General features: G+C 70.0%; 19 protein-coding genes and 2 pseudogenes. 12 read left to right on the top strand and 9 right to left on the bottom strand.

Features of this window, described 5'->3' with window-relative positions; all coding sequences use genetic code 11:
- Positions 1-9: 9 nt before the first annotated feature.
- Complete coding sequence (locus LRS10_RS03455; RefSeq protein ID WP_257836024.1) at positions 10-573, bottom strand: YqgE/AlgH family protein; 564 nt, start codon at positions 571-573, stop codon at positions 10-12.
- 83 nt (positions 574-656) lie between these two features.
- On the opposite strand from LRS10_RS03455, the gene LRS10_RS03450 reads away from it, so the two are divergent.
- Positions 657-1,139 (top strand): peroxiredoxin, encoded by a 483-nt coding sequence (locus tag LRS10_RS03450; RefSeq protein ID WP_257836023.1) that lies wholly within the window; start codon positions 657-659, stop codon positions 1,137-1,139.
- Here the strand turns inward: LRS10_RS03450 and LRS10_RS03445 are convergent.
- Complete coding sequence (locus tag LRS10_RS03445) at positions 1,136-1,693, bottom strand: DNA-3-methyladenine glycosylase (protein WP_257836022.1); 558 nt, start codon at positions 1,691-1,693, stop codon at positions 1,136-1,138. The genes LRS10_RS03450 and LRS10_RS03445 overlap by 4 nt on opposite strands.
- 52 nt (positions 1,694-1,745) lie before the next feature.
- Here LRS10_RS03445 and LRS10_RS03440 point away from each other — a divergent pair, with 52 nt between their 5' ends.
- Entirely contained in the window at positions 1,746-2,933 is a 1,188-nt protein-coding gene (locus tag LRS10_RS03440; protein ID WP_257836021.1) for an amidohydrolase family protein, read from the top strand.
- Here the strand turns inward: LRS10_RS03440 and LRS10_RS03435 are convergent.
- Together LRS10_RS03435 and LRS10_RS03430 are read right to left on the bottom strand one after the other, a co-directional pair.
- Positions 2,930-4,813: an ATP-binding protein gene (locus LRS10_RS03435; protein ID WP_257836020.1), complete on the bottom strand. Its 1,884-nt coding sequence runs from the start codon at positions 4,811-4,813 to the stop codon at positions 2,930-2,932. The genes LRS10_RS03440 and LRS10_RS03435 overlap by 4 nt on opposite strands.
- Positions 4,814-4,887: 74 nt before the next feature.
- Positions 4,888-6,650 (bottom strand): annotated as a pseudogene (locus LRS10_RS03430) (acyl-CoA dehydrogenase).
- Between the two features lie 73 nt (positions 6,651-6,723).
- On the opposite strand from LRS10_RS03430, the gene LRS10_RS03425 reads away from it, so the two are divergent.
- From LRS10_RS03425 to LRS10_RS03405, 5 genes are all read left to right on the top strand, one after another.
- Complete coding sequence (locus LRS10_RS03425) at positions 6,724-7,644, top strand: L-threonylcarbamoyladenylate synthase (RefSeq protein WP_257836019.1); 921 nt, start codon at positions 6,724-6,726, stop codon at positions 7,642-7,644.
- Between the two features lie 13 nt (positions 7,645-7,657).
- Positions 7,658-9,067, top strand: coding sequence for an FAD-binding oxidoreductase (locus tag LRS10_RS03420; protein WP_257836018.1), 1,410 nt, complete (start codon positions 7,658-7,660; stop codon positions 9,065-9,067).
- 41 nt (positions 9,068-9,108) lie between these two features.
- A complete protein-coding gene (gene yaaA / locus LRS10_RS03415) occupies positions 9,109-9,909 on the top strand; it encodes a peroxide stress protein YaaA (protein ID WP_257836017.1) in 801 nt (266 codons plus the stop codon).
- 2 nt (positions 9,910-9,911) lie between these two features.
- Positions 9,912-10,709, top strand: a complete 798-nt coding sequence (locus LRS10_RS03410; protein WP_257836016.1) for a 3-hydroxybutyrate dehydrogenase — start codon at positions 9,912-9,914, stop codon at positions 10,707-10,709.
- 114 nt (positions 10,710-10,823) lie between these two features.
- On the top strand, positions 10,824-11,807 hold the full coding sequence (locus LRS10_RS03405; RefSeq protein ID WP_257836015.1) for a nitronate monooxygenase family protein: 984 nt from the start codon (positions 10,824-10,826) through the stop codon (positions 11,805-11,807).
- Between the two features lie 12 nt (positions 11,808-11,819).
- Here LRS10_RS03405 and LRS10_RS03400 read toward each other — a convergent pair whose 3' ends face one another.
- Complete coding sequence (locus LRS10_RS03400) at positions 11,820-12,401, bottom strand: hypothetical protein (protein ID WP_257836014.1); 582 nt, start codon at positions 12,399-12,401, stop codon at positions 11,820-11,822.
- A 120-nt stretch (positions 12,402-12,521) separates the two neighbouring features.
- Between LRS10_RS03400 and LRS10_RS03395 the strand changes: the two genes are divergently transcribed.
- From LRS10_RS03395 to LRS10_RS03380, 4 genes are all read left to right on the top strand, one after another.
- Positions 12,522-12,869, top strand: coding sequence for a hypothetical protein (locus LRS10_RS03395; RefSeq protein ID WP_257836013.1), 348 nt, complete (start codon positions 12,522-12,524; stop codon positions 12,867-12,869).
- A gap of 89 nt (positions 12,870-12,958) precedes the next feature.
- Positions 12,959-13,927, top strand: a complete 969-nt coding sequence (locus LRS10_RS03390; protein ID WP_257836012.1) for an SPFH domain-containing protein — start codon at positions 12,959-12,961, stop codon at positions 13,925-13,927.
- 4 nt (positions 13,928-13,931) lie between these two features.
- A complete protein-coding gene (locus LRS10_RS03385; RefSeq protein WP_257836011.1) occupies positions 13,932-14,396 on the top strand; it encodes an NfeD family protein in 465 nt (154 codons plus the stop codon).
- Positions 14,397-14,604: 208 nt separating this feature from the next.
- A complete protein-coding gene (locus LRS10_RS03380) occupies positions 14,605-15,918 on the top strand; it encodes a hypothetical protein (protein ID WP_257836010.1) in 1,314 nt (437 codons plus the stop codon).
- A 75-nt stretch (positions 15,919-15,993) separates the two neighbouring features.
- Here the strand turns inward: LRS10_RS03380 and LRS10_RS03375 are convergent, their stop codons facing one another.
- The 4 genes from LRS10_RS03375 to LRS10_RS03360 form a co-directional block, all read right to left on the bottom strand.
- On the bottom strand, positions 15,994-17,022 hold the full coding sequence (locus LRS10_RS03375) for an acetolactate synthase large subunit (protein ID WP_257836009.1): 1,029 nt from the start codon (positions 17,020-17,022) through the stop codon (positions 15,994-15,996).
- Entirely contained in the window at positions 16,904-17,536 is a 633-nt protein-coding gene (locus LRS10_RS03370) for a thiamine pyrophosphate-binding protein (RefSeq protein WP_257836008.1), read from the bottom strand. Before LRS10_RS03370 ends, LRS10_RS03375 begins: the two co-directional genes overlap by 119 nt.
- 4 nt (positions 17,537-17,540) lie before the next feature.
- Positions 17,541-19,313, bottom strand: a complete 1,773-nt coding sequence (locus LRS10_RS03365) for a feruloyl-CoA synthase (RefSeq protein ID WP_257836007.1) — start codon at positions 19,311-19,313, stop codon at positions 17,541-17,543.
- Positions 19,314-19,406: 93 nt separating this feature from the next.
- Entirely contained in the window at positions 19,407-19,763 is a 357-nt protein-coding gene (locus LRS10_RS03360) for a YciI family protein (protein WP_257836006.1), read from the bottom strand.
- 299 nt (positions 19,764-20,062) lie between these two features.
- On the opposite strand from LRS10_RS03360, the pseudogene LRS10_RS03355 reads away from it, so the two are divergent.
- Positions 20,063-21,136 (top strand): annotated as a pseudogene (locus LRS10_RS03355) (serine hydrolase domain-containing protein); the annotation flags it as partial.
- Positions 21,137-21,225 lie beyond the last annotated feature (89 nt).

The following is a 21,225-nucleotide window of genomic DNA, read 5'->3' as shown; positions in this document are numbered from 1 at the left end:
CGTCTGGGCTCAAGCCCGTCCGGCTTCCGCACCCAGGAACTTGGGGTCGATGCCCAGCTTGGCCAGCGCTCGGCTCCACTTCGTGCGATGGTCGCCGTCGAAGATCAGGTCCTCGTCAGCCTCGCAGGTGAGCCAGACGTTCTCGCGGATCTCGTACTCGAGCTGTCCGGCGCCCCAGCCGGCATAGCCGAGCGCGAGCAAGGAACGACGGGGCCGAGCGGTCTCGCTGGCCATGGCCTCCAGCACCTCGCGCGTGGCCGTCAGTCCGACGCCGGCGCCCACCTTCAGGCTGAACTCGCCCTGGTAGTCGTCGGTGTGCAACACGAAACCGCGCTCCCGCTCCACCGGCCCCCCGACCAGCACCAGGTTGGGCGGCAGGGTGATGTCCGACTTGATGTCGAGCTTCTCCAGCAGATCGGGCACGGTCAGGCCCTCGACCGGATGGTTCAGCGCCAGGCCCATGGCATGCTGGGCGTCATGGGCGCAGATGAGGATGAGCGTCCGCTCGAACCGCGGGTCGGATATCCCCGGCATCGAGATCAGGAGCTGGCCGGACAGGAAGCCGCTTTCCATTGCGCCCGAGTGTCGAGCCCTTTCGTGGCGCTTTCAAGGAGCTTCGGCTATCAGCGTCGTCAAAGCCTTTCAGGAGACGCTCCATGACCATCAAAGTCGGTGACAAGCTGCCCAGCGTGACCCTCACCCAGGCCACCGCCGAGGGGCCGAAGCCGGTTTCCAGCGACGAGTTCTTCAAGGGCAGGACCGTGGCGCTCTTCGCCGTGCCCGGCGCCTTCACCCCGACCTGTTCGGCTAAGCACCTGCCGGGGTTCAAGCAGGAGGCGTCGAACCTCAAGGCCAAGGGTGTCGACGAGATCGCCTGCATCTCGGTCAACGACGCGTTCGTCATGCGCGCCTGGGCCGAGGACCAGGCCGTGGGCGAGGACATCGTCATGCTCGCGGACGGCAACGGCCAGTTCGCCAAGGAGATCGGTCTCGACTTCGACGGCTCGAAGTTCGGCATGGGCCCGCGTTCGCAGCGCTATTCGATGATCGTCAGCGACGGCGTCGTGCAGCAGCTCAACGTCGAGCAGGCCGGCGAATTCAAGGTCTCGTCGGCCGACTACCTGCTGGCCCAGCTCTAGGCCTTCGGAAACGGCCGGCTCAGGTAGCGCGAGCCGGCCTCACCGAACCGCCAGGGCTTTTCCATCGCCTTGGTGATGCCGATCCGCGGTCCAGCGACGACGCCCGCCGCGGCGCCCGGTTGCAGCGCGAACGGCGGGTGGTCCGCCCGCATGCCGTCGTGCTCCCGCGTGACCGCCAGCGCCTGGCACAGCTTGCCGGGCCCCGAGCACATCGCTCGCCTGTCGATGAGCCCGCGCCGCTCGGCCATGAGCTCGAGCCCGTGCGTCGGCTCCAGCGCCCGGATCAGCACCGCGGCCCCGTCGCCGTCGGCCCCGCACACCAGGTTCATGCACCAGTGGATGCCGTAGCTGCGGTAGACGTAGACATGCGCCGGCGGCCCGAACATCACCCGGTTGCGCGGCGTGGGGCCCGAGAAGCTGTGCGAGGCGGGATCCTCCTGGTGGTAGGCCTCGGTCTCGACGATCCGTCCGCCCACGCCGTTCACCGTCAGCTCCCAGCCAATCAGGTCGCGCGCCACCTCCACGGGATGGCGGACCCAGAACTCTTGACGCATCGGGTTCGAAGGTTCGGGATGGCTCACAACGACAGAACGCATAAGCGGGAGGATGACGATGCCTTACGTTCAAGGCCAGACCGTCCATGACGCCGACAGCCACATCATGGAGCTGCCGGGCACCATCCATCGTTACCTGGATCCCAAGGTGCGGGACGCCTTCATCGAGAAGACCGGCAAGAAGGACGTCCTGCCGGAATGGTTCGCGAAGGCTGCGGCCCAGCAGGAGGACGCCGAGTTCCGCGCCGGCGCCGAGGCCAACATCCTGCTGCGCAAGAACTACGAAGCCCTGGGCGCCTTCCGGGCGCAGGACCGACCGGCCACGCTCGACCACCTGGGCTTCGCCTCGCAGCTCGTCTTCACGACCGCCTGCCTCTCGAATTGGGGGCTGGAGCAGATGGGCGAGGTCGACCTCGCCCTCGAGGCCGCCCGGGCCCACAACCGGATGATGACCGAGTTCTGCTCGGTCGACCGCCGCCTGCTGGCCACCGGCTATGTCCCGCTGGTCGACCGCGCGCGCGCGCCGCTGATCGCGCGCGAGGCGATCGACATGGGCGCCAAGGGGCTCGTGGTCCCGTCGCGTCACCCGCCGGGCTTTTCGCCGAGCCACCTCGAGCTCGACCCGCTGTGGGCGCTGGCGGAAGAGGCCGCCCTGCCGATCCTCTTCCACGTCGGCGGCGAGGAGAAGATGCACGCCGACTACCTGGAGAACGGCCTGCCGCGGGTGAAGGACTTCCACGGCGGCGACGAGAATTTCACCTCGCTGACCTTCATGGCCATCCCGCTCAGCATTTGGCAGACGCTGTCGGTGCTGGTGATCGATGGCGTCTTCGACCGCTTCCCGCGCCTGAAATTCGGCGCCATCGAGCTCGGTGCCTCGTGGCTGCCCAGCCTCATGCGATTCCTCGATTCCGGCTGCGCCGCCTTCGGCCGGGAGGAGCGGCTGCAGAAGCTCTCGGCCAGGCCGTCCGAGATCCTGCGTCGCCAGCTCCGCGTCACGCCCTATCCGCACGAGGACGTCCGCTGGATCATGGAGAACGCCGGCGAGGAGATGGTGCTCTTCTCCTCCGACTTCCCGCACGTGGAGGGCGGCCGCAATCCGCTGAAGCGGTTCAACGAGAGCCTCGAAGGCGTGTCGGACGCCGCCCGCCGGCGCTTCTACCGCGACAATTTCATCGACCTGATGGGCAAGGGGCTAGATCCGGCCCTGCACGACCTGCCCGAGCTGGCGGCAGCCTAGGCCACGTCCGCCGCGCCGGCCGCCGGCCGAGGCTCGAGGGCCCGGGCGATCGAGGCCATCAGCTCGCCGATCTGGATGGGCTTCGAGGTATGCTCGTCGAAGCCCAGCGCCAGGTAACGCTCGCGCCCGCCCGAGGTGACGTCGGCCGTCAGCGCGATCACCGGCGCGGCCCGGTTTGGCCCCGCGGCTGCGCGCAGCCGCTGCAGCACCTCGACGCCGGTCATGCCGGGCATCTGGATGTCCATCAGAACAAGGTCGAACGGCTGGGTCGCCAGGAGCTCCAGCGCCTCGGGCCCGCTCGCCGCCTTCATCACCATGGCGTCGAAGGCGTTCAGCAGCTGGTCCAGCACCAGCAGATTCACGGCGTTATCGTCCACCGCCAGCACCGTCAGGCCGCCCACGCCGCCCGCGATGCTTGGCGCCGCCGCGGGAGCCGTCAGGGGAACCTCCGCGGGCTGGGCCTGGGTGCGATGGCTGCCAGCCAGCGCCAGCGGGATTTCGACGTGGAAGGTGGATCCACGCCCCACCTCGCTCTCCGCCCAGACCCGCCCGTCCATCAGTTCGGTGAGCTGTTTGACGATCGCGAGGCCGAGGCCGGTGCCGCCGAACTTGCGGGCCTCCGCCTCCTCGCCTTGCGAGAAGCGGTCGAACAGGGTCGGCAGGTAGGCGGGGGCGATTCCGGGCCCGGTGTCGCGCACCGAGAAGCAGGTCAGCATCCGGCCGTCGGCCATCGGCCGCGCCGAGACCGCCACGGCGACCGACCCGCTCTCCGTGAACTTCAGCGCATTGCCCACGAGGTTGAAGAGGATCTGTCGCAGGCGGAGCGCATCGGCGAGCACGAAGGCGGGCGCATCGTCAGCCATCTCCAGGTTCAGCGCCACGCCCTTCTCGTCGGCGCGCGCCCCCCAGAAGCCGATCAGGCGGTCCAGCATCAGCCGGAGGTCTTCCGGCCGCGCGAAGATTTCGAGCTTGCCGGCGTCGATCTTCGAGACGTCCAGGATGTCGTTGAGGATCTGCAGCAGGTACTCGCCGCTGTCGATCAGCGTCTCCAGGCGTTCACGCTGGACGGAGTCGACCTCGTCGCGCTTCAGCAACTGCGCCATGCCGAGCACGCCGTTCATCGGCGTACGGATCTCGTGGCTCATCGTGGCCAGGAAGTTGGACTTCGCACGGTTCGCCCGGCGAGCTTCCTCGCGGGCCAGGTCGGCAGCGGCGCGCTCGGCGATCGCCTGATCGCGCGCCTGCTCGAGATCCGCCACGAGGGCCAGGTTGGTGTTGAAGGCGCCGTGCCATGTGCCGATCGTCCGGATCGTGTTCTCGGACACCATGACGAGGATCGCCAGCAGGATGCCGAAGCCCAGAAGCACGCCCGCGGCATGAGCCGGCGAGAGCAGGCTCAGGGCCAGTACTATCCCCACCACGAGGAGAGGACCCAGGAAGCTCCAGAAGATGCCCTTGCTGAGCGGCCCGGTGGCGAGGGAGAGGGCGACGATCAGGCAGGACTGGGTGGCGAAATAGGCGAGTTCGGGTTCACCGCCGCGGCTGACCATGAGGGCGGTGGGGACGATGTAGATCGTGATCCGGGTGGCGCACAGCAGGATCAGCTTGCGGAACGCGCGGCTCTCGTCGACCCTGTCGCTCCGGGCGATCCAGCGCCTGAGGAGCAACTGCTGCACCGTATCGATCGCGCAGGATGTCGCGAAGGCGATGGCGGCGAGCAGGGGGTGGCCCAGCAGCAGAATGGCCAGAGCGCCCAACGCGTTGAACACGACGTGGGCCCAGATCGGGAACAGCAGGGCCCCGACCGTGAGCTGATATGCGCTGAAAGCGCCGGCCGCCGAGCCCATGGCGGCCAGGTGGTCCATTCGTGATTTCGACATGCGCCCGCAGTCTCCCCGGGGCGCAGCCTATACATGAAAGGTAAAGCTTAGAAAAACAGCGTATTTCGAACGCGTTAGCCGACGAGCGCCTCGGCGGCGACCTGCTCCAGCTCGTCCCAGCCTTCGGCCAGGCCCTCGGCCAGTCCGGGCGCGCCGCTCAGCACCTGCGCGGCGTAGAGCCTCGCCAGCGCGCCCTTGCTCCGCAGCCACGGATCGGCCCCGGCGTTGGGCGCGGCGTCAGCCGCCAGCGCCTGGCGGCCCAGGATCCAGCCGCCGATCACGTCGCCGGCCAGCTTGAGGTACGGGACCGAGGCCGCGAGCGCCTGCGGATTGCCGGCCGAGAGAAGCCAGTCGGTGGCCTGTTCCAGAGCCGCCACGCCCTGCGCCAGCCGACGGCCGACGGGCGCGAGACCCGGCGCCCTCGGACAGCACCTGGGCGGTCAGCGCCATCTCGGCGCATAGCGCCCGCATGGTCTCTCCACCGTTCGAGCGCACCTTTCGGCCGACGAGATCGGCGGCCTGGATGCCGTTGGTGCCTTCGTAGATCGGTGCGATGCGGGCGTCGCGGTAATGCTGCGCGGCACCGGTCTCCTCGATGAACCCCATGCCGCCGTGCACCTGCACGCCCAGGGACGCCACCTCCACTCCGACATCGGTCGACCAGGCCTTGGCGATGGGGGTGAGCAGCTCCTGTCGGGCTTTCGCGGCGGCGCGTTCCTCCTCCGTGTCGGCCAGGCGCGCCAGGTCGGCGAGCACGCCGGTGGTCAGGCAGATGCCGCGAGCGGCCTCGATCTTGGCCTTCGACAGGGTCAGCATCCGTCGCACGTCAGGATGGCCCCAGATCGGCGCCGGCTGCTCGTCCGACCAGACGGCGCGGCCCTGCCTGCGGTCCTGGGCATAAGCCAGCGCCTGCTGGAAGGCCCGCTCGGCGATTCCCACGCCCTCGACGCCGACCTGCAGGCGGGCGGCGTTCATCATGACGAACATGTGCGCCAGGCCCTGGCCCTGCTGCCCCACCAGCTCCGCCTTCGCCCCCTCGTACAGCATCACGCAGGTGGGCGAGCCATGGATGCCCAGCTTGTGCTCGATGGAGCCTGGCCGGAAGTCGTTGCGCGGACCCAACGAGCCGTCGTCCTTCAGCTCGAACTTGGAGGTGAGGAACAGGCTGATGCCCTTCACGCCGGGCGGCGCGTCCGGGGTGCGGGCGAGCACCAGATGGATGATGTTGTCCGTGGCGTCGTGGTCGCCCCAGGTGATGAAAATCTTCTGGCCATGGAGGCGATAGCCGCCTTCGCCGTCCGGCTCGGCGCGAGCGGTCAGGGGCGCCGAGGTCGGACCCGGCCTGCGGCTCCGTCAGCACCATGGCGCCGGTCCACTCGCCGGACACCAGCTTGGGCAGCACCAGAGTCTTCTGCCGCTCCGTGCCGTGCAGCGTCAGGGCCTCGATGGCGGCCTGCGTCAGCATGGGGCAGAGGCCGAACGCCATGTTGGCCGCATGGGTCATCTCGAAGACCGCCAGCTCCATCGCCTTAGGCAGGCCCTGGCCGCCGAACTCGGGCTCGGCGGCGAGCGAGTTCCAGCCCTGCTCCGCGAACGCCTTGTAGGCGGCCGCGAAGCCGGGCGCCGCCGTCACCGATCCGTTGGCGTAGGTCGCGCCCTTCTGGTCGCCCACCCGGTTCAGCGGCGCGAGCTCATTGTCGGCGAAGGCGCCCGCCGCCTCCAGCACCGCCTGGACGGTGTCCTCGTCGAGGTCGGGGAAGGCGCGCTTGACCAGCTCGGGATGGCCGACGGTCTTGAGGGCGAAGGCGAGGTCACGGACGGGAGCGCGGAAGGTCATGGCGCGCGTTCTAGACGCCCGCCGACGCCTCGGAAAGTTGCCGCAAGGGTCAACCCTCGTGTAACCGCCGCACGTGGACCCCAGCGACCTCATCTCCGCGGCCGACGCCCTAAAGGCCGGCGGGCTCGTGCTGATGCCGACCGAGACCGTCTATGGCCTGGCGGCGGATGCAGCGAACCCACGCGCGGTGGCGGCGGTTTTCGCCGCCAAGGACCGGCCCAGCTTCAATCCGCTGATCGCTCATGTCGCCGACCTCGAGGCTGCTCGGCGGATCGCCAGGTTCGACGACCGGGCCGAGAAGCTGGCGGCCGCGTTCTGGCCCGGGCCGCTGACGCTGGTGCTTCCGGTCGCGGACGCCGATGCCGTCTGCGAGCTCGCACGCGCCGGACTGGACACCGTCGCCGTCCGCGCGCCGGCCCACCCGGTCGCCCGGGCCCTGCTGGAGGCGTTCGGCGGACCGGTTGTCGCGCCCTCGGCCAACCGATCCGGCCGCCCCAGCCCGACAACCTTCGAGGCGGCCGTGGAGGAAACCGGCGCCCGTACGGCGGCCGCGCTTGACGGCGGACCTTGCCAGGTCGGGCTGGAGTCCACCGTCGTGGCGCTGCTGGACGAGGCCCGCCTGCTGCGCCCGGGAGCGATCACGCGCGCCCAGATCGAGGCGCTCGTCGGACCGCTCGCCGAGGCGGAAGCCGACGCCAGACGTTCGCCGGGCCGGCTGGCCCGCCATTATGCCCCGGACCTGCCGGTCCGCCTCGATGTGAGCACGCCCGGGCGCGGCGAGGCCTATCTGGCGTTCGGGCCCGCCCGGCACGACCTGGTCTTCCAGCTGAGCGAAGCCCGCGACCTTGCCGAGGCCGCCGCCAATCTCTTCGCCCACCTGCGGGCGGCCGACCGCTCGGGCGCGACCGGCATCGCCGTGGCCCCGATCCCTCAGGAGGGCCTGGGCGAGGCGATCAACGACCGCCTGAAGCGCGCCGCCGGCTTCGTTGGGTGATAGACTGCCCTCCATGACCGCGCCTGTGCCTGCCGACGTCATCTCCCGCCTCAAGGCCGTGCTGGGCGAGGGCGGCTGGAGCGAGGCCGCGGAGCGGATCGCGCCGAAGCTGGTGGAATGGCGTGACCGATGGGTCGGGCAGACGACCTTCCTGGCCCTGCCGAGGACGACCGCGCAGGTCGCCGCCGTGGTCGGGATCTGCGCCGAGGCGCGTCAGCCGATCACTATCCAGGGCGGCAACACGGGCCTGGTCGGCGGCCAGATCCCGCAGGGCGAGGTGTTGCTGTCCACCGAGCGGCTGCGGGCGATCCGCGAGGTCTCGCCTCTGGACGACGTCATTACCGCCGAGGCCGGCGTCACGTTGTCGGAGATCCACGCCGCGGCGGCCGCGGTCCGGCGCAAGTTCCCGCTGGGGCTGGCCTCGGAGGGCTCGGCCACGGTCGGCGGTTTCGTCTCCACCAACGCCGGGGGAACGCAGGTCGTCCGCTACGGCGTGACGCGGAACCTGGTGCTGGGCCTGGAGGCGGTGCTGCCCAACGGCGAAGTCTGGAACGGGCTGAAGCATCTGCGGAAGGACAACACCGGCTACGACCTGAAGCAGTTGCTGATCGGCGCCGAAGGCACCCTCGGCGTCGTCACCGCCGCGGGGCTCAAGCTCTACCCGCAGCTGCCCAGTCGGGCGGTGGCGTTCCTGGGCGTTCCGTCTCCCGAGGCTGCCATCGCGCTGCTGGCGCGTGCGAAGGACGCGTCGGGCGGCGCGGTCGAGGCCTTCGAGCTCATCGCCCGCATCGGCATCGACTTCGCGGTGAAGAACATCGCGGGGACGCGGGACCCGCTGCCGACACCGCATCCCTGGTATGTGCTCGCCGAGTTCGCCACCGCCGAGGACGGTTCGGCCGAGCGCGCCATGCAGCGCTTCCTGGAGGACGGCCTGGAGGCCGGCCTCATCGCCGACGCCGTCGTCGCGCAGACCGAAGCCCAGGCCAAGGCCCTTTGGGCGATCCGCGAGAACCAGTCGCCGGCCCAGAAGCCGGAGGGCGCCACGTGGAAGCACGACGTCGCCGTCCCGGTCAGCGCGGTCCCGGCCTTCCTGCGCGAGGCCGACGCCGCCATGCGCGCCTTCGCGCCGGGCTGCCGCATCGCCGCCTTCGGGCACGTGGGCGACGGCAACATCCACTACGACGTGTTGCGGCCCGACGGGGGCTCCAACGAGGCCCACGCCGCGCGGCGCGGCGAGGGCTCCCGGATCGTCCACGACCTGGTGATGAAGCTGGGCGGCTCGATCAGCGCCGAGCACGGTCTGGGCGCGATGAAGACCACGGAAGCGGCGCGCTACAAGTCGCCGGTCGAACTTCAGGCGCTCAAGGCGATCCGACAGGCGCTGGACCCGCACCGCATCCTGAATCCCAGAGTTCTGTTCTAGCTCCCTTGGCGTGAGCGGCGGCCACGCTTAAGAGGGCCGAAATGCTGATCGTCCTCTCACCGGCCAAGGCGCTCGACTTCACGGCGCCGCACGTCTCCGCGCCGCTGACGACGCCCGAGCTCACGGACCAGACCGCCGAGCTGGCCAAGGTCACGAAGAAGCTCACCGCGCCCGAGCTGAAGCGGATGATGTCGTTGTCCGACAGCCTGGCCAAGCTGAACCGCGAACGCTTCCAGGCCTTCGATCCGGCGTCCGAGGACGGGCTCCAGGCGGCGTTCGCCTTCAACGGCGACGTCTATGCCGGCCTGAGGGCTCGCGAGCTGGACAAGAAGAGCCTGGCCTGGGCCCAGAACCATGTCCGCATCCTGTCGGGCCTCTACGGCGTGCTCCGGCCGCTCGACGCGATCCAGCCCTACCGGCTGGAGATGGGCGTGCGCATCAAGACCAGGCGCGGCCATAGTCTCTACGACTTCTGGGGCGACCGGGTGAGCGCGGCGCTGAACGCGGCCGCCGCGGGCCACAAGGACAAGACGCTCATCAACTGCGCCAGCCAGGAGTACTTCGGCGCCGTCGATCGTGCGGCTCTGAAGCTGCCGGTGGTCTCGTGCCGCTTCTACGAGGAGAAGGACGGCGAGCGCCGGATCATCTCCTTCTACGCCAAGAAGGCGCGCGGGCTGATGGCCCGCTACGCCATCGACAACCGGATCGACCGTGCGGCCGACCTGAAGGGTTTCGACGCGGCCGGCTACCGCTTTGTCGGCGAGCTCTCCACGGACGAGGAATTCACCTTCGCGCGGTCCCAGCCTCCGCCGCCGTCGCAGACCAAAGCCAAGGAAGATTGATCATGGCCGTCGACTACCATCTGGAAGGCCAGGTCGCCGTCGTCACCGGCTCATCCAGCGGCATCGGCCAGGCGCTGGCCGAGGCGCTCGCCGGCCAGGGCGTCAACGTGGTGCTGAACGGCTTCGGCGACGCGGCCCAGATCGAGGCCGACCGCGCCCGGATCGAGGCGCAGACCGGCGTGAAGGCCATGTACCACGGCGCCGACATGACCCGGCCCGAGCAGATCCGCGACCTCGTCGCTTTCGCCCATGGCGCCTTCGGCCGGCTGGATATCCTCGTCAACAACGCCGGCGTCCAGCACGTGGCGCCGGTGGAGGACTTCCCGGACGAGCGGTGGGACCAGATCATCGCCATCAACCTGACCTCGGCCTTCCACGCGACGAAGGCCGCCATCCCCATCATGAAGGCGGCCGGCCGCGGCCGGATCGTCAATGTGGCCTCGGCGCACGGCCTCGTGGCCTCGCCGTTCAAGTCGGCCTACGTCGCGGCCAAGCACGGCATCGTCGGCTTCACCAAGTCCTGTGCGCTGGAGCTCGCGCGCAGCGGCGTGACCGTGAACGCCATCTGCCCCGGCTATGTGAAGACGCCGCTCGTCGACGCCCAGATCGCCGACCAGGCCAAGGCCCGGGGCATCGCGGTGGAGCGGGTGGTGGAGGACGTCATCCTGGCCGCCCAGCCGAACAAGACCTTCGTCGCCTACGAGCACCTGGCCGGCATGCTGCTGTACCTCGTGTCCGACCTCGGCGGGTCCACGACCGGCGCGGCGCTGACGGCCGACGGCGGCTGGACGGCGGCCTAGGTCGGACAGCCGACCAACGCTCCGTAGATTCCCGCCCCCACCTGACCCGGCGTCACAGTTTTCAACGATAACCTGTGGCGCCATGCTCCCGCCAAGCGTGACGGGAGGACGGCGATGACCCTGCATACGGAACTCTGCGATCTGCTGGGGATCCGGCATCCCGTCATGCTGGCCGGCATGGGCGGGGTCTCCTACGCCGAACTCGCCGCCGCGGTGTCCAACGCCGGCGGCTACGGCGTCCTGGGCATGGCCGGGAAGGGCCCCGAGTTTATCCGCGAGCAGATGCGCCAGGTGCGCAAGCTCACCGACAAGCCGTTCGGCGTCGACCTCCTGGCCGCCAGTCCGGAAAGCCTCACCGCCGCCGTCGACGTGATCATCGAGGAAGGCGCCTCCAGCTTCATCGCCGGCCTCGGCGTGCCGATGCCGATCATGCAGAAGCTGAAGGCCGCCGGCCTCAAGGTGATGGTGGTCTGCGGGGCCGTGAAGCACGCCGTGAAGGCCGAGGCCGCCGGTTGCGACGCGGTGATCTGCCAGGGCGGCGAAGGCGGCGGCCATACGGGGCTGGTCGGCACCATGCCGCTCGTCGCCCAGGCGGTCGAGGCGGTGCGCATCCCGGTGGTGGCGGCCGGCGGCCTCTACGACGGGCGCGGCCTGGCGGCGGCGCTCAGCCTGGGCGCCGTGGGCGTCTGGATGGGCACCCGCTTCATCGCCTCCGCCGAGGCCCACGCCGGCCAGATGTACCGTGACACCATCGTCGAGGCGACCGATGAGGACACGGTCCGCACCCGCTGCTACTCGGGCAAGCCGATGCGGGTGAAGAAGAACCCCTACGTGGAGGACTGGGAGAGCCGGCCCAGCGACATCCAGCCCTTCCCGATGCAGGCGATCCACTCCCACCAGACCGGCGTTATGGGCGGGATCGGCGGCCAGACCGAAGGCCTCGACGCCGATCGTTCGTGCTTCGCCATGGGCCAGTCGGCCGGCGGCGTGCACGATGTCCGTCCGGCGGGCGAGATCGTCGCCAGCATCGTCGCCGAGGCCGAGGCCGCCATCGACCGGGTCGCGACCCTGCGCCGGCGTGCGATGGCGCCGGCCTAAGGGGGCGCTGCCTTACGGCGCCGTCGCCAGATAGGCGTTCGGATCGCGGACGAAGCTGGCGCCCTCTGCCAGGCATCCGCGCCAGGCGGCCAGGTGAGTCCGGCCGCTGTCCGGTGTGTCGGACTTCATCAGCAGGGCGGCGTAGGTCACGTGCGGCTTGGCCTGCTTGTCCTGGTAGATCCGGCAGACCACCGAGGTCTGGTTGAAGCCGTTGATCTGGGTCAGCGTCGGGCGGCCGACGTCGAGCAGCGCATCGAACAGCATCCCCTGGCAGGCGCGGCCGTTGGCGTTGCAGCCGGCGAACTGCAGCGAGAAGTTCGCGGCCGTGGAGGTCACCGAGATGAAGACGCTGTCGTCCTCACGCCTCGGCGCGGCGGCGGCGGCGCCCTCCGCCTTCAGCAGGTCGGCGAGGGTCTGCGGGTTGGTGGCGTCGTAGTCCCCGGCCGCGGCGGGCCGCGATGGGGTCGCCTTCGGCGCGGGCTTGGCGGGTGCTGCCTTCGGGGTCGGCGCCTTGGGCGCGGGCTTCGCGGTCTGGGCCTGGGCGATCGTCCCAGCGGCGAGCAGGGCGAGCAGCATCGTGGCGAAACGTGTCATGGGCATGCGCTAACAGACGTGCGATCTAGGCGCGAGCGTGGCGTCGGTCCGCCACCCGTGGTCAAACCACGATGACGGCGCTGAATCTGGGATAACATGTTGTCAGAGGAGAGTTCGAGAATGCGCGGTTTCACCATCGCGATCGTCGCGGCCGCTATGGCCGCGCCCCTGGCGCTCCCGCTGGCCGCCGCCGCCCAGCCGAAGGGCTGCACGGCCAAGGATCCGGCGCTATGCGACGCCACCAAGCGCGAGACGCTCGCCGACAAGCAGTTCGGGCCCCGGCAGGACGGCATGGCCAGCTATGTCCGCAAGAGCGTCCGCGATGATGACAAGGACAACCGCCAGAGCGTCGAGGTCCAGATCAACGAGGCCATCATGGCCGGCCGCTGCGACGACGCGGTCAAGATCGCCAAGGACAACGGCTACCACGCAGCGGTCTCCTCGATCCGCCGCTCGTGCAAGAGCTGAGGCTCCGACGCCTGCCACGCCCGGTTTCCGTAGCGTCCTGCGCCACCCCTGGTTAAGCTTCGGCCGAACCTAGGGAGGGTGTGGGAGCCATGGAACTCGCAGTCGCAGGCGTCTTTCTGTTTCTGGCGGTGGTGGTGGCCTTCGGCGCCATCAAGATCGTCCCGCAGGGCCGCGAGTACACGGTGGAGCGCTTTGGCCGCTACACACGCACGCTGAAGCCCGGCATCAGCTTCCTGACGCCCTTCGTCGAGGGCGTGGGCCGGCGCGTGAACATGATGGAACAGGTCCTGGACGTGCCGCGCCAGGAGGTGATCACCAAGGACAACGCCGCGGTCCAGGTCGACGGCATCGTCTTCATACAGGTGATGGACGCCGCCGCCGCAGCCTACCGGGTCGACAATCTGAATTACGCCATCCAGCAGCTGGCCATGACCAACCTGCGGACGGTCGTGGGTTCGATGGAGCTCGACGAGGTGCTGAGCCAGCGCGACGCCATCAACACCCGCCTGCTGAACGTCATCGACGAGGCGACCGGCCCGTGGGGCGTCAAGGCCGCGCGCATCGAGATCAAGGACCTGCAGCCGCCGCCGGACATCACCGCGGCGATGGCCCGGCAAATGAAGGCCGAGCGGGAGCGCCGGGCGGTGATCACCGAGGCCGACGGCGAGAAGTCCGCCGCGATCGCGCGCGCCGAGGGCGCCAAGCAGGCGGCCATCCTCGAGGCCGAGGGGCGCCGGGAAGCCGCCTTCCGTGACGCCGAGGCCCGCGAGCGCGAGGCCGAGGCCGAGGCCAAGGCGACCGAGATGGTCTCCAACGCCATCGCCCGCGGCGACGTCAACGCCATCAACTACTTCGTCGCCCAGCGCTATGTCGAAGCCTTCGCCCAGCTGGCCAGCAGCCCGCAGCAGAAGACCGTGATCGTTCCCGCCGAAATGAGCGCCCTGGTCGGCTCCGTCGGCGGCATCGGCGAGCTGGTGAAGGCGATCAACGCCGATCCGCCGCCGCGGCAGGCGGCGCCGCGCGGCCGCGGCGCGGCCGTGCCGCCCACCGGAGCCTGAGGTGATGCAGACGCTCGCCGATCTCTACGCGGCCCAGCCCTTCTGGATTTGGGTGGCGCTGGCCGCCGCCTTGATCGCCATCGAGATCATGACCGGCTCGGGCTGGCTGCTCTGGGCCTCGGCGTCGGCGGGCGCGGTGGCCATCGCCACCGGTCTTGGCGATCTTTCGTTCGCCATGTCGATCCTGGTGTTCGCCCTCCTGACCATCGCCTCGACCCTGCTGGCCCGCCGGTACCTGCCGCGCTCCGTGGCTGAAGGCGCCGCGGCCGGCGACATCAACGACAACATCGACCGGCTGGTCGGCCGTGCGGGCTCGGTCGTCCGGCCGCTCGGCGGCCGCGACGGCCGGGTGTTGATCGACGGCAAGGAGTGGCCGGCCGAACTCGAAGGGGAGGGCGTCGCCGAGGCCGGAGCGCGTGTCGAAGTCACGGGAATCCAGGGCGTCCGCCTCACCGTGCGCCGCGCCTGAAGGCGCCTGCGCCGTAACGCCGGTCGCCCGTAACGCCCTGGAAACGCCGGAGTTGAGCCGCGCTGCGGCTCGCAAACCGTCACACTTGCGCCGTGCTCGGCGGGCAACTTGACCCCGAGGGTTATGCGGCGCTTATGTGCGCCCAACCAAGAACACGCCCAAAGAACATCCCCACAAGACACCCCAGGAATCCCAGGAGAAGCACAAGGTGAAGACGCCCAAGGCTATCGGGCTCGCGGCGGCGCTGGCGGCGCTGGTTCTCGTCCCCGCCGCGGCCGTGTCGCAAGGCAAGAAGGACGCCGACATTCCGGCCGCAGCCCGCAAGAGCGGCATGGCCGAGGCCCCGGCGCTCGTGCAGGCCGCAGGCTTGCCCTGCCAGGTCTCCGACGCCCGCAAGATCGGCGAAGATAAGAAGACCAAGACCGGCTACTACGAAGTCGCGTGCGCGACCGGCACGATGGGCTATGTGCTCCAGTCGTCGGCCGGCGCCGCGCCCACCGTCTTCACCTGCATCGAGGCGAACACCCCGCCCGGTCCGGACCAGAAGCCCTCGGCGCCCTGCCTGCTGCCGGGCAACGCCGATCCCAAGGCCGTTCTGACTCCGCTGATCCAGCAGGCTGGCGTCCAGTGCCTGCCGGAGCAGGCGCGCGGCATCGGTCAGACGAAGACCGCCACCTACATCGAAGTCGCCTGTCAGGCCGGCGACGGCTACATCGTCTCGGCCAGCGCGCCGTTCGACGGCTCCAAGCCGGTGCAGGCGCAGAACTGCCTGCTCTACGATGACGCCGAGACCAACATTAAGTGCACGCTGACCGACCGGGCCAAGCGCCTCGCGGTCGTCGACACGCTCGCCCAGTCCGCCAACAACGGCTGCCAAGTGAAGGACCGCCGGTTCCTCGGCGCCGCCAAGGACAACTCGCAGTACTTCGAAGCCTCGTGCCAGGACGGCAAGGGCTACATCTACAAGGTCGCGAACGGCAAGCTCTCCGAGACCTACGAGTGCGCCAAGGCCAGCCACCTGCTGGGCGGCTGCACCCTGACCGACGCCCGCCAGGCCGCGACCGAGCAGGCCGCCCTCTACACGCGTCTCGCCAAGGGCGCGGGTTCGAATTGCGAAGTCGACCGCTACGCCCTGTTCCCGCCCCGTCCGGGCGAGGAGATCGTCGAGATGGTCTGCAAGGACGGCAAGGGCGCGATCGGCATGTTCAAGGCCGGCGGCACCGGTAGCCAGGTGCTCGACTGCGGCCGCGCGCCGATCGCCGGCTACAAGTGCAGCCTGTCGAAGGACGCCGGCTACTCGAACCTCACGGCCGACCTGAAGAAGTTCAACTTCAACTCCTGCGACGTCTCGGACTCGCGGGTGATCGGCAAGTCGGAAAAGGGCACCACCTTCGTGGAAGTCGCCTGCGCCGACGGCCTCAAGGGCTATGTGATCGAGTACCAGTCGGCCCCGAAGGTCCAGGCGGTGAACGCCCTGGGTTGCGCCTTCGCCGGCAACTGCAAGCTGAAGGGCAACACCTAGGCTCTCGGCACGGCTGACATGAGAAGGCCCGCGGAGCGATCCGCGGGCCTTTTTCTTTGCGGGAGAGGCGGGGACTTAGATCGCGGCTTCGATGAAGCGTGGGCCCTTGTTGGCCATGGCGTCGGCGAAGGCCTTGTCGAAGTCCTCGGCCGTCTCGCAGCGGACGGCCGGCACGCCCAGGCCGTTGGCCACCGAAACCCAGTCGATCCGCGGGTCGCCCAGGTCCAGCAGCCGGGCCGCCTGAGGTCCCGCCTGGCCGGCGCCGGTGCGGGTCATCTCGACGTTGAGGATCCGATAGGTGTGGTTGGCGAAGACGACGACGGCGATGTCCAGCTGCTCGCGGGCCATCGTCCACAGCGCCTGCACGGTATACATCGCCGCCCCATCGCCATTCAGCGAGACGACCTTGCGGTCGGGCGCCGCCACCGCGGCCCCGATGGCCATGGGCAGGCCGATGCCGATGGCCCCGCCCGTCAGCGCCAGCACGTCATGCGGCCGGGCGGTGGCGGTTCCCGCCGCCACGCCCGTGCCCGAGGTCACCGCGTCGTCGCAGAGGATGGCGTTCTCGGGCAGGTGTCGGGCGATCGAAGCCCCTGCATAATAGGCGTTGAGCCCGCCGCTGGGCGCCGCCTCCGCGATCGTCAGCGACTGCGCAGGACCTTCCTTCGGCGCCTTCAGCGCTTGGGCCAGAGCCGAAAGCCCCGCGACCGCGTCCTCCCCGCGCTCGGCGAGCGTCAGCGTCTCGCAGCCTTCCGGCAGCAGCACGCTTGGCCGGTCCGGATAGGCGAAGAAGGCGACCGGCGTGGTGGTGCCGACGAACACCATCAGGTCCACGCCCTCCAGCTCGGCCAGCGCCATCTCCCCGAAGTACTGCATCTTCTTCGGCAGGAAGACGCCGGCGCCCCGCCGCTGCCGCGACACGAAGGTGTCGGAATAGACCGTGACCCCCGCCGCCTCGAGGCGGGCAGCTTCCTTGAGCGCGTCTTCACGGCAGGCCTGCCCGCCGAGCAGGACGACCGGCTTCTTGGCCGCCTTGATGGCCTTGGCGGCCGCGTCGACTGCCGACCCCGACGGCGCCGGACGCGTCACCTTCTGGGCGATCACCGGCTCGCCCTCGGCCTCCCCGCCAGGCCGAGTCGGCCGGCAGGATCAGGCTCACGGGCCCGCCGGGCGGGCCGTAGCTCGCCGCCACGGCTTCAGCGGTCAGCGACGCCACCTCCGCCGCGCTGTCGGCCGACTTCACCCAGATCGAATTCGGCTTCACCAGGGTCGCGATGTCCGAGTTCAGGGGCGCGTCGTACTGGCGGTGATAGGTGGCGTGGTCGCCCACCACATTGACGATCGGCGTGTAGGCCCGCCGCGCATTGTGCAGGTTGGCCACGCCATTGCCGTACCCGGGCCCCAGGTGCAGCAGGGTGCACGCCGGCTTGTCGGCGATACGGCCATATCCGTCCGCCGCCCCTGTCGCGACACCCTCGAACAGGCACAGCACCGGCCGCATCGCCGGCACTCCGTCCAGCGCCGCCACGAACTGCATCTCGCTGGTGCCGGGATTGGCGAAACAGGCGGTGACCTCGTTGGCCACCAGGGTGGAGATCAGGGCGTCGGCGCCGTTCATGTCGTCAGAACACCATCACTTCGGGGGAAATTGGGTCGGCATAGAGCCGCTCGGCCGCGGCGGCGTGCCTGGCGCGCGCCAGGCTCTGGGCGATGTAGCCCTTGTCGGTGATTTCGCCGGAATTCGGGTCGGGCGGCCCGCCCAGCACCAGGGCGCGCGCCACCTTGTTTCCGCCCGAGGCGCCGGCGTTATAGCGGGAAAGGCCGTCGCGCACCGCCGTCTCGATCTCCGCCCGGGGCATCGTGGGGTTCGGATAGAGCAGCAGGCCGACCGCCTCCTCGCCCTCGCCGCAGACGACGGCGTCGGTCACGGCGCCGCCGATGGCCCCGATCGCCTTGATTCGCAGGTCGCCGACGGTGACGAACGTGCCGCTCGCCAGCTTGAAGTTCTCGGACAGGCGGCCGTCGAAGATCATGCCCGCCTTGGGGTCGGCCGGATCGACGAACCGCGCGGCGTCGCCCAGGCGGTAGAAGCCCTCCTCGTCGAAGGCTGCGGCCGACAGCTCAGGGCGTCCGAGATAGCCTTTCGTGACCTGCGGCCCCTTGACCCGGAAGTCGAGCTTGCCGGCCTCGGGAACCAGGCGGACCGACGTCCCGGGCAGGGGCGCGCCGATCATGCCCATCCGGCCGTTGGTCCAGTGGACGTTACACGCCGTGGGGCCGGTCTCGGTCGCGCCATAGCCCGACGAGAAGCTGATCCGCTCGCCGACGGTGCGCACCGCCACCGCCTGGATGCGGTCCGCGGTCGGCTGCCCCAGGGCCGCGCCGCCGTACTGCATCAGCCGAAGCTTCGAGAAGAAGTTGCGGGCCAGGGCCTCGTCCCGCTCCAGCTCGTCCACCAGCAGCATCCAGCCGGCCGGCACCATATTCTGGTAGGTGGGCTGCACCTCGCGCAGGTTGCGGAGGGTCTCGGCGAACTTCGCCGCCGTCGGCTGGCCGGCGTCGATGTACAGCGTCCCGCCGCGGTGCAGGCAGTAGTGCAGGATCGCGTTCGCGCCCAGGCTGTGGCTCCAGGGCGCCGAGTGCAGCAGCACCGGCGGGTCGGGATCGTCGAAGCAGGCGGTGATCTGGGCCGAGTTCAGGCTGATCTCACGGTGCGCGCAGATCACCGCCTTGGGCAGGCCCGTCGAACCGGAGGTCAGCAGGTACTTGGCGTGGTCGTCCGGCCGGGCGGTGAAGTCCGCCGCCGGCTCGCGATAGAGCCGCTCCAGCGGGACGTGGCCAGGCCCGGTGTTCCGCCCGGCGATTACGGGCAGCGCCGCCAGCGCCTCGGCGCCCAGCCCGTCGGCGAACAGCGCCGCGTCCTCGGTATAGACCGCGGCCGGCCTCAGCACCTGGCAGGCGTGCTCCAGCCGCATCAGGTTCGCGCCCGGCAGCCCGTACTGGGGCGACACCGGTGCCGCCGGCATCCCCTGGCTCATGGCCGCATACTTGATCAGGGCATGATCGACGCCGTTCCGCGCCAGGATCAGCAGCGGCCGCTCGCCAACCACGCCCAGGTCCCGCAGGCCGCCGGCCAGGGCGGCGATCCGCTGGCGCGCCTCCGCGAAGGTGACGGTCCGCCAGCCGCCCCCCGAACGCTCGGCCAGCCACACGCGATCCGGCGTGGCGTCGGCCCAGAACTCCAGCGCCGAGACCGTGGTCTGATGCTGGGTGGCGTAAGGCGTCGGGTTCGTCAGGACGTATTCGCCGCCCGGGCGCGCCTCGACCTCGAGGCGGCGCGGCGCGTAGCGCGGATTCCGGAACGGTGCGGTCGATACGCGGAGCTCGGCGTCCATGGCTCCTTGGGTACGGACCGACGTTGCGGAAGTCCACTCCCGCAAGGAAAAGCCGTGGCCGCCTCGGACGGTCACGGCCATGGTCCGCGAGCCTCAGTCGTGCGGCATCAGGGGCCGGACCTCGACCTTCGTGCCCGGCGCACCCGGGATCCGCTGGGCGATGGCGTGGGCCGCCTCGAGGTCGGCGACCTCCACCACATAGTAGCCGCCCAGCACCTCCTTGGTTTCGGCGAAGGGGCCGTCCAGGACTGCGACCCGGCCGTCGCCACCGCGCAGGATGGTGGTTGCGGTCTCGGGGCCCTGCAGCCCGGCGCCGTTCAGCATGACGCCCGTGCGCCGCAACTCATCTGCGAGCGCCATATGCCCGGCGACGACCTGGTCCAGCAGGGCGGCTCCGTCCGGGCCGTCGTAACCGTCGGCCGGATCGTAGATCAGCAGCATGTATTTCATGGCGAGGACTCCGTTTCGCATGACTCGCCCTGAAGGACGCGCAGTCGTCGGACGCATCCGACACGGCCCTCGCCGCCGCTCAAACTTTTTTCGCGCAGCCGCCGGGATGACGGTAAGGCTGGCGGTCTTCAGGCTGGGGGAAGACTCACGTGCGTCACCTGCTCATCGCCGCCGCGGTCGCCACGGCTCCATTCGCCGCAGCGGCCCAGACCGCAGCCCCCGCGCCGGACCCCCACGTCCGGGCGCTGGCCGCCGGCTACAAGGCAGCCTTCCTGTGCTCCAACCTGTTCAACGCCGGCATGACGCCCGAGCAGGTGGCTCAGGACGACCTGGAGGGCATCTACCCCGACTATCAGCAGTTGGTCCGTGAACTGCCGGCTGAGATCGACCGCGCAGCGAAGCGAGTCAGCGTCAGGTTCGACGACAAGCTACCCCCGCGCATCGCCGCCTGGCGGTCGAACCTGGGCTGCGGCCAGCTGCCCATCGGCGCGCCCGAGGCGCTGGCAGCCAAGCTGCCGCGCTTCGACCGCGCCAGACCCGAGACCGACGCTCGCGCCTGGCCTCAGGGTGAAGCGGGCATCCGTCCGCGCCCGACCGCGAAGCTCCAGTCGGTGGTCGCGGGCGCCTTCGATCCCACGACCTATGGCGCCGGGACCAAGACCACCGCCGTCGTCGTGCTGAAGGACGGCAGGATCGTCGCCGAGCGGTACCGCACCGACTTCGCCCCGCACACGCCCCAGCGCACCTGGTCGGCCGCCAAGAGCCTGACCGCCACCATCGTCGGCCGCGCCGTCCAGCTCGGCCATGTGAAGGTGGGCGACCCGGCCGACATCCCGGAGTGGCCCGCCGGCGATCCTCGGCGCCAGATCACGCTCGCCCAGCTGCTGCACATGGGTTCGGGCCTCTGGACAGACGGCCCCGGCAACCGCACCGACGAGGTCTATGTCGGCGGGGCCCTCGTCACCCAGACGGCCGCCGCCATGCCGCTGGAAGCCGCGCCCGGCAGCCGCTTCCGCTACGCCAACAACGACACCCTACTGGCCGCCCGGGGCGTCCGCGCGGCGCTGGGCGACGGCGAGGCGGCGCTGGCCTTCCCGTTTACCGAGCTCCTCTGGAAGATCGGCATGACTCGGACCACGCCCGAGACCGACTGGCAGGGGAACTACATCCTCTCGAGCCAGGTCTGGACGACGGCCCGCGACCTGGCGCGGCTGGGCCTGCTCTACATCAACGACGGCGTCTGGAACGGCGAACGCCTGCTGCCGGAGGGCTGGTCGAGGTTCGTGGCCACGCCGGCCCCCGCCCAGCCGCTGGATCGCGATATCGGCTACGGCGCCTCTTTCTGGCTCTACGGCGAGGCGCAGGGGCTGCCGGCCGGGACCTACGCCATGAACGGAAACCGCGGGCAGTACGTGTTCATCGTACCGTCCAGGGGGGGTGATCATCGTCCGCCGCGGTTTCG

This window comes from Phenylobacterium sp. J426 (assembly GCF_024699945.1).
GTDB lineage: Bacteria > Pseudomonadota > Alphaproteobacteria > Caulobacterales > Caulobacteraceae > Phenylobacterium.
The sequence above is the reverse complement of the archived record's forward strand: the minus strand, read 5'-3'. Positions and strand labels throughout refer to the sequence as shown.

Bases quoted from the DNA above. Each gene is read 5' to 3' on its own strand.
- LRS10_RS03410 (WP_257836016.1), top strand. From the start codon at position 9,912: ATGGCCGTCGACTACCATCTGGAAGGCCAGGTCGCCGTCGTCACCGGC.
- LRS10_RS03385 (WP_257836011.1), top strand. From the start codon at position 13,932: ATGCAGACGCTCGCCGATCTCTACGCGGCCCAGCCCTTCTGGATTTGG.
- LRS10_RS03370 (WP_257836008.1), bottom strand. From the start codon at position 17,536: ATGAACGGCGCCGACGCCCTGATCTCCACCCTGGTGGCCAACGAGGTC.
- LRS10_RS03455 (WP_257836024.1), bottom strand. From the start codon at position 573: ATGGAAAGCGGCTTCCTGTCCGGCCAGCTCCTGATCTCGATGCCGGGG.
- LRS10_RS03440 (WP_257836021.1), top strand. From the start codon at position 1,746: ATGACGATGCCTTACGTTCAAGGCCAGACCGTCCATGACGCCGACAGC.
- LRS10_RS03405 (WP_257836015.1), top strand. From the start codon at position 10,824: ATGACCCTGCATACGGAACTCTGCGATCTGCTGGGGATCCGGCATCCC.
- yaaA (WP_257836017.1), top strand. From the start codon at position 9,109: ATGCTGATCGTCCTCTCACCGGCCAAGGCGCTCGACTTCACGGCGCCG.
- LRS10_RS03435 (WP_257836020.1), bottom strand. From the start codon at position 4,813: ATGTCGAAATCACGAATGGACCACCTGGCCGCCATGGGCTCGGCGGCC.
- LRS10_RS03450 (WP_257836023.1), top strand. From the start codon at position 657: ATGACCATCAAAGTCGGTGACAAGCTGCCCAGCGTGACCCTCACCCAG.
- LRS10_RS03420 (WP_257836018.1), top strand. From the start codon at position 7,658: ATGACCGCGCCTGTGCCTGCCGACGTCATCTCCCGCCTCAAGGCCGTG.
- LRS10_RS03395 (WP_257836013.1), top strand. From the start codon at position 12,522: ATGCGCGGTTTCACCATCGCGATCGTCGCGGCCGCTATGGCCGCGCCC.
- LRS10_RS03360 (WP_257836006.1), bottom strand. From the start codon at position 19,763: ATGAAATACATGCTGCTGATCTACGATCCGGCCGACGGTTACGACGGC.
- LRS10_RS03400 (WP_257836014.1), bottom strand. From the start codon at position 12,401: ATGACACGTTTCGCCACGATGCTGCTCGCCCTGCTCGCCGCTGGGACG.
- LRS10_RS03365 (WP_257836007.1), bottom strand. From the start codon at position 19,313: ATGGACGCCGAGCTCCGCGTATCGACCGCACCGTTCCGGAATCCGCGC.
- LRS10_RS03445 (WP_257836022.1), bottom strand. From the start codon at position 1,693: ATGCGTCAAGAGTTCTGGGTCCGCCATCCCGTGGAGGTGGCGCGCGAC.
- LRS10_RS03390 (WP_257836012.1), top strand. From the start codon at position 12,959: ATGGAACTCGCAGTCGCAGGCGTCTTTCTGTTTCTGGCGGTGGTGGTG.